Genomic DNA, 12,352 nt, shown 5'->3' on the forward strand with positions numbered 1-12,352 from the left:
ACAAGGAAGCAGTCGTATGTCGGTGACATCAGAAGTATCCCTGGATGGGAAGCAGTTGACGATCGCAATCAAGGGCCGATTCGACTTCGGCAGCCACCAGCATTTTCGTGAGGCTTACGAGCGTTTCTACAAGGTCCCCGACGCCTACACCGTCGATCTGAAAGAAGCCACCTACCTGGACAGCTCGGCCTTGGGCATGCTGCTGTTGTTGCGTGACCACGCAGGCGGTGACGACTCGCAGGTCACGCTGATCAACTGCAGTCCCGACGTGCGAAAGATCCTCGCCATCTCTAACTTCGACAAGCTGTTCGACATCAATTGAGAGTCCTGGCCCCGATGTCCGAGCCGCTGACTGTCCTGATCGCCGAGGACAGCGATACCGACCGGCTGCTGCTGGCGACTATCTTGCGGCGCCAGGGGCATCACGTGCTCACCGCAGCCAATGGCGAGGAAGCCGTTGAGGTGTTTGCGCGTGAGCGACCTCAACTGGTGTTGATGGACGCGATGATGCCGGTGATGGACGGTTTCCTGGCTGCGCGGTGGATCAAGCAATTGGCGGGGGAAGCGCTGGTCCCCGTGATCTTTCTTACGTCCCTCAGCGAAAGCGCCGACCTGGCCGAGTGCCTGGATGCCGGCGGGGATGATTTTCTGCCCAAACCCTACAACCCACTGATCCTGGCCGCCAAGATCAATGCCATGGACCGTTTGCGGCGCCTGCAGGCCACGGTCCTTCAGCAGCGCGATCAGATCGCCCGGCATCATGAGTACCTGCTGCAAGAGCAGCGGGTGGCCAAGGCGGTGTTCGACAAGGTCGCCCATTCGGGATGCATCAACGCCGCGCCGAACATTCGCTACCTGCAATCACCCTATGCACTGTTCAATGGCGACCTGTTGCTGGCGGCGTACACACCGTCTGGCGACATGCACGTGCTGCTCGGCGATTTCACCGGGCATGGCCTGCCTGCCGCCGTGGGTGCCATGCCCCTGGCGGAAGTGTTCTACGGCATGACTGCCAAGGGTTACGAGCTGGTGCAGATCCTGCGGGAGATGAATGCCAAGCTCAAACGCATCCTGCCGGTGGACATGTTCTGCTGCGCCACCCTGTTGTGCCTGAGCGCACAGCGGCGCGTGGTCGAGGTGTGGAATGGCGGCATGCCGGAAGGTTATGTGCATGAGGTCGCGACGGGCAGGTGCACGCCGTTGATGTCGCGGCACTTGCCGTTGGGTGTGCTGTCGGTGGAGACGTTCGATGACCGCATTGAGGTCTTGCCCATGGCCCTCGGCGACCGGGTGTTTTTGCTCTCCGATGGCGTATTGGATACTGCCGACGCCAACGACCAACTGTTCGGCGCGGAGCGCCTGCAGCAGGTATTCGCCGCCAACCGCGAGCCCGACCGCCTGTTCGAAGAGATTGAACAGGCCCTGGCGGCCTTTCGTGGTGAAGCGCGCGATGATGTCAGCATGGTGGAAATCACCTTGCAGCCCGGCCAGCCGTTGCGTGCGGCCGAGCCCATATACGCCGACAGCAATCAGCCATGCCCCCTGGATTGGTCGGTGAGCTTCGAATTTCGCGCCCAGACCCTCAAATGCTACAACCCCTTGCCTTACCTGTTGCAGCTGCTGCTGGAGATTCAGGGGCTGCGTGAGCAGAGCGGGGCGCTCTACAGCGTGATGGCCGAGCTGTATTCCAACGCGTTGGAGCACGGCGTGCTGGGCCTGGACTCGCAGCTCAAGCGCGACGCCCAGGGATTCGCCGACTACTACCGTCAGCGCAATGAGCGCCTGGCGCAACTGGACAGCGGTCATGTGCGGGTACATATGCAAGTGATGCCGACCGCCACGGGCGGCAAGCTGATCCTGCGCGTCGAAGACAGTGGCCCAGGCTTCGACGTGGATCAGGTGCTGAAGCGGCCCCTGGATTTGGACCGTCTGTCTGGTCGAGGCTTGAGCCTGGTGCGCCAGCTGAGCAGCGATGTACGCTGGACGGACGGCGGGCGCAGTGTCTGCGTGGAGTTTTGCTGGAAGGCTCTGGCATAATCCGCCGATTCTTGATCAAGGAGCGAGCAAGTGGCTGAGATTCATCTGGACCCTGAAGTGCTGTCGGGTTTGCAGGACGTCATGGAGAGCGAGTACCCCAAGTTGCTCGACACCTTCCTTGACGACTCGCAGAAGCGCGTCGAAGCCCTGCGCAAGGCGCGCGATGACGCCAAGGCGCTGGGGCGAATCGCCCATAGTTTCAAGGGCAGCAGCGGCAACCTCGGGGCGGTACGGTTGGCGCAGCTGTGCCAGCGGCTGGAAGTGGAGTCGGTTGGGGCGACGGCGGACCTGGGGGCGCTGGTGGATCAGATTGACCGTGAGTTTGCTCTGGTTCGGCCTATGTATGAGTCGGAGAAGCAGCGGTTTGGGCTTTAGCTGTTAAAGAAGCGTAAGTCGACGTCCTGCGCAGGCACAGACACAAACCTGGCCCGACTCTTGCTCTACCTCCTGGCACAGCATCCCCGACCCCTGTGCAGTGGAGACCTTTACCTATGCCAGTCGCCCCCAACTCGCTCCTCCAGGCTGCCCCCGCAGCCAAGCCTCAAGCGCCCGCCGCTACACCTGTGGCAGCTGCTGCGGCCCCGCAGGACAAGGGCCCTGGCTTTGCTCAAGTGTTCGCCAGCCAAGGTTCGAAGCCGTCGGTGAAGAGCGGCGACACCCCGACCCAATCCACCCGTGACAAGCCTTCGGTTAGCAGCGCCTCGTCGGTGGATAGCAACGACAAGCCTGCCGCCAGCAAGCCAGCGGTTGCCGATAGCGGCAATCCCTTGCCTGCCAACCCGCCGGCCAAGTCCGATGACAGCGCCGGCAGTGACGACGCCAAGCCCACCGACCCGTCCCTGGTCCAGCAACCTCCCGTTGACCCCGTGGTCGACCCGGCGGTGATTGCCGCCGTCACACCGGTGGTAGCTGTGCCTGTTCCTGTGGAAACCCCGGCCCCTGCTGCCGCGGCCAAGGATGACAAGGCCCAGCCGGTGGTTGCCGCACCCGTCGCGGCGACGGATGACACCCCGCAGCCGGCGTTCGATCCGTCGGCCGACCCACTGGACTCGATGCCGACCGTGCGTTTGGCAATGGAGCAGGGCGGGCACGTGTCGGCCAGCAGCCAGGCGCCGCAGAAAACCCCATCGGCGCCGACCCAGGACCAACCGACCGCTGCGCAGAGTTTCGCGGCCGGCCTGGCGACAATGGTCGATCAACAGGCCACCAAGGACAGCACCGATGGCGGTGACAAAGCCTTCAGCGGGCTGATCGACAGTGGCCTCAAGGATTTGAAAGAGGCCAGCAGTGATACCCGCGTCGATGACTTCGCCAACCGCCTGGCCGCGCTGACCCAGGCCGCCACGCCGAAAACGGCTAACGCCTTGCCGCCGGTGGCCAATGCGCCGCTGGCCATGCACCAGAGCGGCTGGACCGAAGAAGTGGTCAATCGCGTGATGTACCTGTCCAGCGCCGGCCTCAAGTCGGCCGAGATCCAATTGCAGCCGGCAGAGCTGGGGCGCCTGGATATCAAGGTCAACATGACGCCGGACCAACAGGCTCAGGTCCAGTTCATGAGCGGCCATGCCGTGGTGCGCGAGGCCCTGGAAAGCCAGTCTGGACGTTTGCGGGAGATGTTTGCCCAGCAGGGCATGGGGCAGGTGGACGTCAACGTTTCCGACCAGTCCCGTGGCCAGGAGCAGCAGCAACAAGCTCAGGCTCAGGCCCAGGCCGGCTTGAGTGGCAGTGGCAGGCGCGGGGACAGCGGCGAGAGTAGTGGGCACATCGACGTGGCTGAAACAGCGGCGCCCGTCATTTCCAGCGTGATCGGGTCCAGCGCGGTTGATTACTACGCCTGATTCGTAACCAACTGTGGGAGGGGCTTGCTCCCACTTTGATGTGCTGGGCCTGCATGGCAGACAACTCTGGCATAACACTTGCTCTTGCCTTTCCGTAGATCTATGAATCCCCGAATAGTGACGGATTATTGGCATGGCGAAGAGCGACGACGCAGCAACTCCACCCGCAGGCAAAGGCAAGCTCAAGCTGATCCTGGTGATTGTGCTGGGCCTGCTCCTGGCCATTGGCGCCTCTGTTGGCGGCACGTGGTACATCATGCACAGCAGTGCCAGCAAACCGGCCCCCGCCGCCGAAACCGCCACTAACGTCAAGCAACCGGCAATCTTCGAGCCGATGCTTCCGGCCTTTGTCGCCAACTTCAATCAGAACGGTCATCAACGCTACCTGCAGGTGAGCATCACCTTGCTGGCGCGTAACCAGGCAGATCTGGACGCCCTCAAGGTGCATATGCCGGTGATCCGCAACAACCTGGTGATGCTGTTCTCCGGGCAGAGCTTCGACACCCTGGCCACCCCTGTGGGCCAGGAAATGCTGCGTCAGAAGGTCACTGCCAGTGTGCAGGAAGTGGCCCAGAAAGAGCTCGGCAAAGTCGTGGTCGAGCAGGCGCTCTTCACTAACTTCGTATTGCAGTAGGATCACGACATGGCCGTGCAAGACCTGCTGTCCCAGGATGAAATCGATGCGCTGTTGCATGGCGTCGACGATGGTCTGGTACAGACCGACATGGCTGCCGAGCCCGGCAGCATCAAAAGCTACGACCTGACCAGCCAGGATCGCATCGTCCGTGGACGCATGCCGACCCTGGAAATGATCAATGAGCGTTTTGCCCGCTACACTCGTATCAGCATGTTCAACATGCTGCGCCGCTCGGCGGATGTGGCGGTGGGCGGCGTGCAGGTGATGAAGTTCGGCGAGTACGTGCACTCGCTGTACGTGCCCACCAGCCTCAATCTGGTCAAGATCAAGCCGTTGCGCGGCACCGCGTTGTTCATCCTTGACGCTAAATTGGTGTTCAAGCTGGTGGATAACTTCTTCGGTGGCGACGGCCGTCACGCCAAGATCGAAGGCCGTGAATTCACCCCGACTGAATTGCGTGTGGTGCGCATGGTGCTGGAGCAAGCCTTTATCGACTTGAAGGAAGCCTGGCAGGCGATCATGGAAGTCAATTTCGAGTACATCAACTCGGAAGTGAACCCGGCCATGGCCAACATCGTCGGCCCCAGCGAGGCCATTGTGGTCTCCACTTTCCACATCGAACTCGATGGCGGTGGCGGCGACCTGCACGTGACCATGCCGTATTCGATGATCGAGCCGGTGCGTGAAATGCTCGACGCCGGTTTCCAGTCCGACCTGGACGACCAGGACGAGCGTTGGGTCAAGGCCCTGCGCGAAGACCTGCTGGATGTCGACGTGCCGCTGAACGCCACCGTCGCCCGTCGCCAGTTGCGTCTGCGCGACATTTTGCACATGCAGCCGGGGGACGTCATTCCGGTGGATTTGCCCGAAGAAATGATCATGCGGGCCAATGGTGTGCCATCGTTCAAGGTCAAGCTCGGTTCCCACAAGGGCAACCTGGCGTTGCAAGTGATCGAACCGATCAACCGCCGCTGACCCGCCCTAATTTATTGATGAATGTTTGCTTCGCCGAGGACATGTAATGGCTACCGAACACGAAAACACTTCCGCCGAAGACCAGGCTCTGGCTGACGAATGGGCGGCAGCCCTGGAAGAGACCGGCGATGTAGGCCAGGACGATATCGACGCGCTGCTGGCCGCCGACGCCGCCAGCTCATCCGCCGGCACTCGCCTGCCCATGGAAGAATTCGGCAGCATGCCGAAAAACAACAACCCGGTGAGCCTCGACGGGCCGAACCTGGACGTGATCCTCGACATCCCGGTGTCGATTTCCATGGAAGTGGGCAGTACCGAAATCAACATCCGCAACCTGCTGCAACTCAACCAGGGTTCGGTGATCGAGCTCGACCGCCTGGCCGGTGAGCCGCTGGACGTGCTGGTCAACGGGACATTGATTGCCCACGGCGAAGTGGTGGTGGTCAACGAGAAGTTCGGTATTCGCCTGACCGACGTGATCAGCCCGAGCGAACGCATCAAGAAGTTGCGCTGATATGAAGTCTTCGATGGCGGGACTGTTACTGGCGCTGCCATTGAGCGCCCTGGCGACGGAGCCGGTCGCGCAAGTGGCGGCGGCCCCCGTGGTCAGCAGTGGCATCGGCGGCCAGTTGACCCAGCTGGTGCTGGGGTTGTTGCTGGTGGTCGGCTTGATTTTTGTGCTGGCCTGGTTGATGCGCCGCGTGCAGCGCATCGGCCCGGGCAATGGTCAGGTCATCGAGATGATCGGCTCGCGAGCCCTTGGCCCGCGTGATCGCCTGGTGCTGGTGCAGGTCGGCGATGAGCAGATTCTGCTGGGTATCACACCGGGTCGCATCACCCCGCTGCATGTGCTCAAGACGCCGGTGGAAGCGGCCAAGACCGAGGCCGCCACGCCAGAATTCGCCCAGCGCCTGATGGAGTTGCTGGGCAAGGATCAGAAGGATAAGAAGTAATGCGCGTTTTATTGACGCTCATGCTGTTGCTGGCTGCGCCATTGGCGTGGGCCGCCGACCCGTTGTCGATCCCGGCAATCACGCTGGGCACCAATGCCGCCGGGGCGCAGGAGTATTCGGTCAGCCTGCAGATCCTGCTGATCATGACCGCGCTGAGTTTTATCCCGGCGTTTGTCATGCTGATGACCAGCTTCACGCGGATCATCATTGTCTTCTCGATCCTGCGCCAGGCCCTGGGCCTGCAGCAGACGCCGTCGAACCAGATCCTCACCGGCATGGCCTTGTTCCTGACGCTGTTCATCATGGCGCCGGTGTTCGACAAGGTGAACCAGCAAGCCCTGCAACCGTACCTGGCGGAAAAGCTCACCGCCCAGGACGCGATCGACAAGGCCCAGGGGCCGATCAAGGACTTCATGCTCTCGCAGACGCGCTCCAGCGACCTTGAGCTGTTCATGCGTTTGTCCAAGCGTACCGACATCGCCACCCCGGATCAGGCCCCGTTGACCATCCTGGTGCCGGCGTTCGTCACGTCCGAATTGAAGACCGCGTTCCAGATCGGCTTCATGATCTTCATCCCGTTCCTGATCATCGACCTGGTGGTAGCGAGTGTGTTGATGGCCATGGGGATGATGATGTTGTCGCCGCTGATCATCTCGTTGCCGTTCAAGATCATGCTGTTTGTGCTGGTGGACGGCTGGGCGCTGATTATCGGCACCTTGGCCGGCAGTTTCGGAGGGGTATAGCGCGATGACTCCAGAAGTTGCGGTCGACCTGTTCCGTGAAGCGCTGTGGCTGACCACCATGATGGTCGCCGTGCTGGTGGTGCCGAGCCTGCTGGTCGGCCTGCTGGTGGCGATGTTCCAGGCCGCGACCCAGATCAACGAACAGACCTTGAGCTTCCTGCCGCGCCTGCTGGTGATGCTGGTCACCCTGATTGTCGCCGGCCCGTGGCTGGTGCGCACTTTCATGGAATACATCCTGCAGTTGTACGGCAGTATTCCGCAGTTGATCGGCTGACCTGCCCATGCAATCCGTGTTGGCTTTGACCGACACCCAGATCAGTACCTGGGTGGCGTCTTTCATCTTGCCGATGTTTCGCGTGACGGCGGTGCTGATGACCATGCCGGTGTTCGGCACCACCTTGGTCCCGCGACGTATCCGCCTGTATTTCGCCGTTGCCATTACCGTGGTGATTGTCCCCGGGCTGCCGCCGATGCCGCCGGTGAATGCCTTGGACCTCAGCGCGTTGTTGCTGATTGCCGAGCAGATCCTGATCGGCGCATTGCTGGGCTTTTCGCTGACCCTGTTCTTCCAGGCGTTTGTGATCGCCGGGCAAATTATCTCGATCCAGATGGGCATGGGCTTCGCGTCCATGGTCGACCCCACCAACGGCGTGTCGGCAGCGGTGATCGGGCAGTTCCTGACCATGCTGGTGACGTTACTGTTCCTGTCAATGAACGGCCACCTGGTGGTGTTCGAGGTCATGACTGAGAGCTTCACGACCTTGCCGGTGGGTTCGGGGTTGGTGGTCAACCATTTCTGGGAGTTGGTCGGTCGCCTGACTTGGGTGCTGGGCGCTTCGCTGTTGCTGGTGCTGCCGGCAATCACCGCGCTGCTGGTGGTCAACATCGCGTTTGGGGTGATGACCCGTGCGGCGCCGCAGTTGAATATCTTCTCGATCGGTTTCCCGCTGACCCTGGTGCTGGGCATGGGGATTTTCTGGGTCGGCATGGCTGACATTCTCAATCAGTATCAACCGCTGGCGACCGACGCCTTGCAGTTTTTACGTGATCTGGCACGGGCGCGCTGAGCCATGGCCGAGAGCGAGAGTGGTCAGGACAAAACAGAAGACCCCACGGAGAAACGTAAGAAGGAATCCCGGGAAAAGGGCGAGATTGCCCGCTCCAAAGAGCTCAATACACTCGCCGTGATGCTGGCCGGCGCCGGTGGCCTGTTGATCTACGGCGGCGGCCTGGCGCTGGACCTGATGGAGCTGATGAAGCTCAACTTCGCCTTGCCCCGTGAGGTGTTGCTGAGCCCCGGCGCCATGGGCCTGTACCTGCTGCACTCGGGCAAGATCGCCCTGCTGGCGGTGCAGCCGGTGCTGATCACGCTGCTGCTGGCGGCGTTGATCGGTCCGGTGTCCTTGGGTGGCTGGTTGTTTGCCGCCGGCAGCATGGCGCCCAAGTTCAGCCGGATGAACCCGGGGCCGGGGCTCAAGCGTATGTTTTCCGGCAAGGCACTGGTTGAGTTGCTCAAGGCGCTGGCCAAATTCATCCTGATTCTGTTCGTGGCGCTGACGGTGTTGTCGTCCGATATCGACGACTTGCTGCGCATCGCCCACGAGCCGTTGGAGTCAGCCATCATCCACAGCGTACAAGTGGTGGGCTGGAGTGCGCTGTGGATGGCCTGCGGGCTGATCATCATTGCGGCGGTGGATGCGCCGATCCAGCTGTGGGAAAGCCACAAGAAACTGCTGATGACCAAGCAGGAAGTGCGCGACGAGCACAAGGACCAGGAAGGGCGACCCGAGGTCAAGCAACGTATCCGCCAACTGCAACGCGAAATGTCCCAGCGCAAGATGATGGCGGCGGTGCCCGATGCCGACGTGGTCATCACCAACCCGACTCACTACGCCGTGGCGCTCAAGTACGACCCGGAGAAGGGCGGCGCGCCGATGCTGCTGGCCAAGGGCAGCGACTTCACGGCCCTGAAAATCCGCGAAATCGCCGTGGCCAACGACATTCTGCTGCTGGAGTCGCCGGCGCTTGCGCGGTCGATCTTCTATTCCACCGATCTCGATCAAGAGATTCCCGCCGGGTTGTACCTGGCCGTGGCCCAGGTGCTGGCGTATGTCTATCAGATCCGCCAATACCGAGCGGGCAAGGGCAAGCGTCCGGACCCGCTCAAGGACCTCCCGATTCCGCCGGAATTGCGTCGGGATTCCTGAAAGCCACGCTAATGCGCCAAATCATGTAGGAGCGAGCTTGCTCGCGAAAAACTCAAAGACCCCTCGTATTTCCAGCTTTCCCGCGTCTTCGTTGACGTCCTTCGCGAGCAAGCTTGCTCCTACAGGAAGCGCGGGCTCATACCACTCGTCGTGAATGCCCGCCACCTGTCAACTTTGACAGTAGTCAGCAAAGCCCCCTCGCGGTTCTATTGCCTCAAGCACTGCGCGCAGGCTGTAAACGAGATGCAGGGAGAATGGTTTTGAAACTACTCAGAGGCAAGGTCAAATCTTATGACCCGCACTCCGGAAAAGGTTTGATTGCCCTGAAAGGTGAGGACGACGTGAAAGTGGATCTCATCGGTTCGCGCTGCATTCGGCTCGCGGTGGGCCAGCACGTGGAGTTTCAGGGGATACACCGACCCGACGGCATTTATGCAGTCGGCGTCAGGGTTATCCCGCGAGTTCTTGAGTGATAAGTCAGGAGAACGGCGATGGCAACAGGCACTGTGAAATGGTTTAACGCGGAAAAAGGCTTCGGTTTTATCACTCCGGAGGGTGGCGGGGCTGACGTTTTTGTCCACTATTCCGCGATTCGAGGTGAAGGATTCAAAACCGTTGGCGAAGGTGAAAAAGTGGAGTTTGAAATAACCCAGGGGCAAAAAGGCCCTCAGGCGGAAAACGTGCGCCCCGCGTAAATCCGGCAACATGCCCTCGCTGAGGGCGATCTGTCCCTTGAAGCAAAAGTTGGAAGGCTTCTTGCAACCCGGCCTGCAGGACGCCTCCCGGCGTCAAAACTTTGCTTCAAGGGACACGAGGAATACCGGTGGATCGCTCTCAAATGCTCAGCACGGCCCGTGGCACCCTGACTGACCTCTCGCGGGGCAATCTGGGTGTGCCATTGTTGTTGCTGGTGATGCTGGCAATGATGATGTTGCCGATGCCGCCGTTCTTGCTGGACGTGTTCTTCACTTTCAACATTGCCCTGTCGGTCGTGGTGCTGCTGGTGTGCGTCTACGCCCTGCGGCCCCTGGACTTCGCGGTTTTCCCCACCATCCTGCTGGTTGCCACGCTGTTGCGCCTGGCACTGAACGTGGCGTCTACCCGGGTGGTGATGCTGCACGGCCAGGACGGCCACGCCGCCGCCGGTAAGGTGATTCAGGCCTTCGGTGAGGTGGTGATCGGCGGTAACTACGTGGTCGGTATCGTCGTGTTCGCGATCCTGATGATCATCAACTTCGTGGTGGTGACCAAGGGTGCCGGACGAATTTCCGAGGTGAGCGCGCGGTTTACCCTCGATGCAATGCCTGGCAAACAGATGGCTATCGACGCCGACCTCAACGCCGGTCTGATCGACCAGGGCCAGGCCAAGGCGCGGCGTGCGGAAGTCGCCCAGGAAGCCGAGTTTTACGGTTCCATGGACGGTGCCAGCAAATTCGTGCGCGGTGACGCCATTGCCGGCTTGCTGATTCTGTTCATCAACCTGATCGGCGGCATGGCGGTCGGTATCTTCCAGCACGGCATGACGTTCGGTGATGCGGGCAAGGTCTACGCCTTGTTGACCATTGGTGACGGTTTAGTGGCGCAATTGCCATCACTGTTGTTATCCACAGCCGCAGCCATCATGGTGACCCGTGCTTCGGGTTCCGAAGACATGGGCAAGCAGATCAGCCGCCAGATGTTCGCCTCGCCGAAGGCGCTGGCGGTGGCGGCAGCGATTATGGCGATCATGGGCATTGTGCCGGGTATGCCGCATGTGTCGTTCCTCAGCATGGCGGCCATGGCGGCTGGCGCTGCCTACCTGTTCTGGCGCAAGCAGAACCAGGTGAAGGTCCTGGCTCAGCAGGAAATCGCCCGTCAGCAGGAACTGTTGCCATCGCCGGCCCGCGCCCAGGAAACCAAGGAGCTTGGCTGGGACGACGTGACCCCGATCGACATGATCGGCCTGGAAGTGGGCTACCGCCTGATCCCTCTGGTGGACCGTAACCAGGGCGGCCAGTTGCTTGCGCGCATCAAGGGGGTCCGCAAGAAGTTGTCCCAGGACCTGGGTTTCCTGATGCCGACCGTACACATCCGCGACAACCTCGACCTGGCCCCCAGTGCCTACCGCCTGACCCTGATGGGTGTGATCCTGGCCGAAGCCGAGATCTACCCGGACCGCGAACTGGCGATCAACCCCGGCCAGGTGTTCGGTACGCTCAATGGCATTACCGCCAAAGATCCGGCTTTCGGCCTGGATGCGGTGTGGGTCGAAGTCAGCCAGCGCAGCCAGGCGCAATCCCTGGGATATACGGTGGTGGACGCCAGCACGGTGGTCGCCACCCACCTTAACCAGATTCTGTACAAGCACTCCCATGAGCTGATCGGCCATGAGGAAGTCCAGCAATTGATGGGGTTGCTGGCCAAAGCCTCGCCAAAACTGGCCGAAGAGCTGGTGCCGGGGGTGCTGTCGCTGTCGCAGTTGCTCAAAGTGCTGCAGGCGTTGCTCGCCGAGCAAGTGCCGGTGCGCGACATTCGCAGCATCGCGGAAGCCATCGCCAACAATGCCGCCAAGAGTCAAGATACTGCCGCTCTGGTGGCCGCCGTGCGCGTCGGCTTGTCCCGTGCCATCGTGCAAAGCATTGTAGGCATTGAGTCTGAGCTGCCTGTGATCACCTTGGAGCCCAGGTTGGAACAAATATTGCTCAATAGTATCCAGAAGGCCGGACAAGGCCAGGAAGAGGGCGTTCTGCTGGAGCCGAGCATGGCTGAAAAACTCCAGCGTTCGTTGATCGAAGCGGCGCAGCGCCAGGAAATGGCGGGCCATCCGGTGATTCTGCTGGTGGCGGGCCCGGTTCGAGCGATGTTGTCGCGGTTCGGACGCCTGGCAGTACCGAATTTGCACGTTTTGGCTTATCAGGAAATTCCTGACAACAAGCAAGTGACTATCGTCGCGACAGTAGGGCCCAACGGCTGAGGGTAGTGG

Annotated in this window: 15 protein-coding genes; all 15 read left to right on the forward strand. The window is 61.1% G+C overall.

Annotation, left to right across the window (positions count from 1 at the left end; translation table 11 throughout):
- The first annotated feature begins 16 nt into the window (after positions 1–16).
- A complete protein-coding gene (locus tag ACQRBT_RS16285) occupies positions 17–322 on the forward strand; it encodes an STAS domain-containing protein (RefSeq protein WP_060756035.1) in 306 nt (101 codons plus the stop codon).
- On the forward strand, positions 319–2,037 hold the full coding sequence (locus ACQRBT_RS16290) for an ATP-binding SpoIIE family protein phosphatase (protein WP_412047535.1): 1,719 nt from the start codon (positions 319–321) through the stop codon (positions 2,035–2,037). The genes ACQRBT_RS16285 and ACQRBT_RS16290 overlap by 4 nt, the downstream gene beginning before the upstream one ends.
- Positions 2,038–2,067: 30 nt before the next feature.
- Positions 2,068–2,412, forward strand: coding sequence for an Hpt domain-containing protein (locus ACQRBT_RS16295; RefSeq protein WP_060756033.1), 345 nt, complete (start codon positions 2,068–2,070; stop codon positions 2,410–2,412).
- A gap of 116 nt (positions 2,413–2,528) precedes the next feature.
- The gene (locus tag ACQRBT_RS16300; RefSeq protein ID WP_412047536.1) at positions 2,529–3,875 is read left to right on the forward strand and encodes a flagellar hook-length control protein FliK; all 1,347 of its coding nucleotides are present in this window, start codon (positions 2,529–2,531) and stop codon (positions 3,873–3,875) included.
- A 133-nt stretch (positions 3,876–4,008) separates the two neighbouring features.
- The gene (gene fliL, locus ACQRBT_RS16305) at positions 4,009–4,509 is read left to right on the forward strand and encodes a flagellar basal body-associated protein FliL (protein WP_060756031.1); all 501 of its coding nucleotides are present in this window, start codon (positions 4,009–4,011) and stop codon (positions 4,507–4,509) included.
- 9 nt (positions 4,510–4,518) lie between these two features.
- Positions 4,519–5,487: a flagellar motor switch protein FliM gene (gene fliM, locus ACQRBT_RS16310; RefSeq protein WP_090369530.1), complete on the forward strand. Its 969-nt coding sequence runs from the start codon at positions 4,519–4,521 to the stop codon at positions 5,485–5,487.
- Positions 5,488–5,533: 46 nt separating this feature from the next.
- Complete coding sequence (gene fliN / locus ACQRBT_RS16315) at positions 5,534–6,001, forward strand: flagellar motor switch protein FliN (RefSeq protein ID WP_104994424.1); 468 nt, start codon at positions 5,534–5,536, stop codon at positions 5,999–6,001.
- Between the two features lies 1 nt (position 6,002).
- Positions 6,003–6,440, forward strand: a complete 438-nt coding sequence (gene fliO / locus ACQRBT_RS16320; RefSeq protein ID WP_412047537.1) for a flagellar biosynthetic protein FliO — start codon at positions 6,003–6,005, stop codon at positions 6,438–6,440.
- Positions 6,440–7,183, forward strand: coding sequence for a flagellar type III secretion system pore protein FliP (gene fliP / locus ACQRBT_RS16325; protein WP_060756027.1), 744 nt, complete (start codon positions 6,440–6,442; stop codon positions 7,181–7,183). The genes fliO and fliP overlap by 1 nt, the downstream gene beginning before the upstream one ends.
- Before the next feature lie 4 nt (positions 7,184–7,187).
- Positions 7,188–7,457, forward strand: a complete 270-nt coding sequence (gene fliQ, locus ACQRBT_RS16330) for a flagellar biosynthesis protein FliQ (RefSeq protein ID WP_060756026.1) — start codon at positions 7,188–7,190, stop codon at positions 7,455–7,457.
- 7 nt (positions 7,458–7,464) lie between these two features.
- Entirely contained in the window at positions 7,465–8,250 is a 786-nt protein-coding gene (gene fliR, locus ACQRBT_RS16335) for a flagellar biosynthetic protein FliR (protein ID WP_060756025.1), read from the forward strand.
- A gap of 3 nt (positions 8,251–8,253) precedes the next feature.
- Complete coding sequence (flhB, locus tag ACQRBT_RS16340; RefSeq protein ID WP_060756024.1) at positions 8,254–9,390, forward strand: flagellar biosynthesis protein FlhB; 1,137 nt, start codon at positions 8,254–8,256, stop codon at positions 9,388–9,390.
- Between the two features lie 260 nt (positions 9,391–9,650).
- The gene (locus tag ACQRBT_RS16345) at positions 9,651–9,863 is read left to right on the forward strand and encodes a cold-shock protein (RefSeq protein WP_372241678.1); all 213 of its coding nucleotides are present in this window, start codon (positions 9,651–9,653) and stop codon (positions 9,861–9,863) included.
- 18 nt (positions 9,864–9,881) lie between these two features.
- Positions 9,882–10,085 (forward strand): cold-shock protein, encoded by a 204-nt coding sequence (locus tag ACQRBT_RS16350; RefSeq protein ID WP_244385359.1) that lies wholly within the window; start codon positions 9,882–9,884, stop codon positions 10,083–10,085.
- Positions 10,086–10,228: 143 nt separating this feature from the next.
- Positions 10,229–12,343, forward strand: coding sequence for a flagellar biosynthesis protein FlhA (flhA, locus tag ACQRBT_RS16355; protein ID WP_218580543.1), 2,115 nt, complete (start codon positions 10,229–10,231; stop codon positions 12,341–12,343).
- Positions 12,344–12,352: the final 9 nt, after the last annotated feature.

It is taken from the genome of Pseudomonas sp. R19M (genome assembly GCF_050312585.1).
GTDB lineage: Bacteria > Pseudomonadota > Gammaproteobacteria > Pseudomonadales > Pseudomonadaceae > Aquipseudomonas > Aquipseudomonas palleroniana.

What these genes read in the sequence shown, in the direction of transcription:
- ACQRBT_RS16285 (WP_060756035.1), top strand. Translation starts at nt 17, where the DNA reads ATGTCGGTGACATCAGAAGTATCCCTGGATGGGAAGCAGTTGACGATC.
- ACQRBT_RS16300 (WP_412047536.1), top strand. Translation starts at nt 2,529, where the DNA reads ATGCCAGTCGCCCCCAACTCGCTCCTCCAGGCTGCCCCCGCAGCCAAG.
- fliL (WP_060756031.1), top strand. Translation starts at nt 4,009, where the DNA reads ATGGCGAAGAGCGACGACGCAGCAACTCCACCCGCAGGCAAAGGCAAG.
- fliM (WP_090369530.1), top strand. Translation starts at nt 4,519, where the DNA reads ATGGCCGTGCAAGACCTGCTGTCCCAGGATGAAATCGATGCGCTGTTG.
- fliN (WP_104994424.1), top strand. Translation starts at nt 5,534, where the DNA reads ATGGCTACCGAACACGAAAACACTTCCGCCGAAGACCAGGCTCTGGCT.
- fliO (WP_412047537.1), top strand. Translation starts at nt 6,003, where the DNA reads ATGAAGTCTTCGATGGCGGGACTGTTACTGGCGCTGCCATTGAGCGCC.
- fliP (WP_060756027.1), top strand. Translation starts at nt 6,440, where the DNA reads ATGCGCGTTTTATTGACGCTCATGCTGTTGCTGGCTGCGCCATTGGCG.
- fliQ (WP_060756026.1), top strand. Translation starts at nt 7,188, where the DNA reads ATGACTCCAGAAGTTGCGGTCGACCTGTTCCGTGAAGCGCTGTGGCTG.
- fliR (WP_060756025.1), top strand. Translation starts at nt 7,465, where the DNA reads ATGCAATCCGTGTTGGCTTTGACCGACACCCAGATCAGTACCTGGGTG.
- flhB (WP_060756024.1), top strand. Translation starts at nt 8,254, where the DNA reads ATGGCCGAGAGCGAGAGTGGTCAGGACAAAACAGAAGACCCCACGGAG.
- ACQRBT_RS16350 (WP_244385359.1), top strand. Translation starts at nt 9,882, where the DNA reads ATGGCAACAGGCACTGTGAAATGGTTTAACGCGGAAAAAGGCTTCGGT.
- flhA (WP_218580543.1), top strand. Translation starts at nt 10,229, where the DNA reads ATGCTCAGCACGGCCCGTGGCACCCTGACTGACCTCTCGCGGGGCAAT.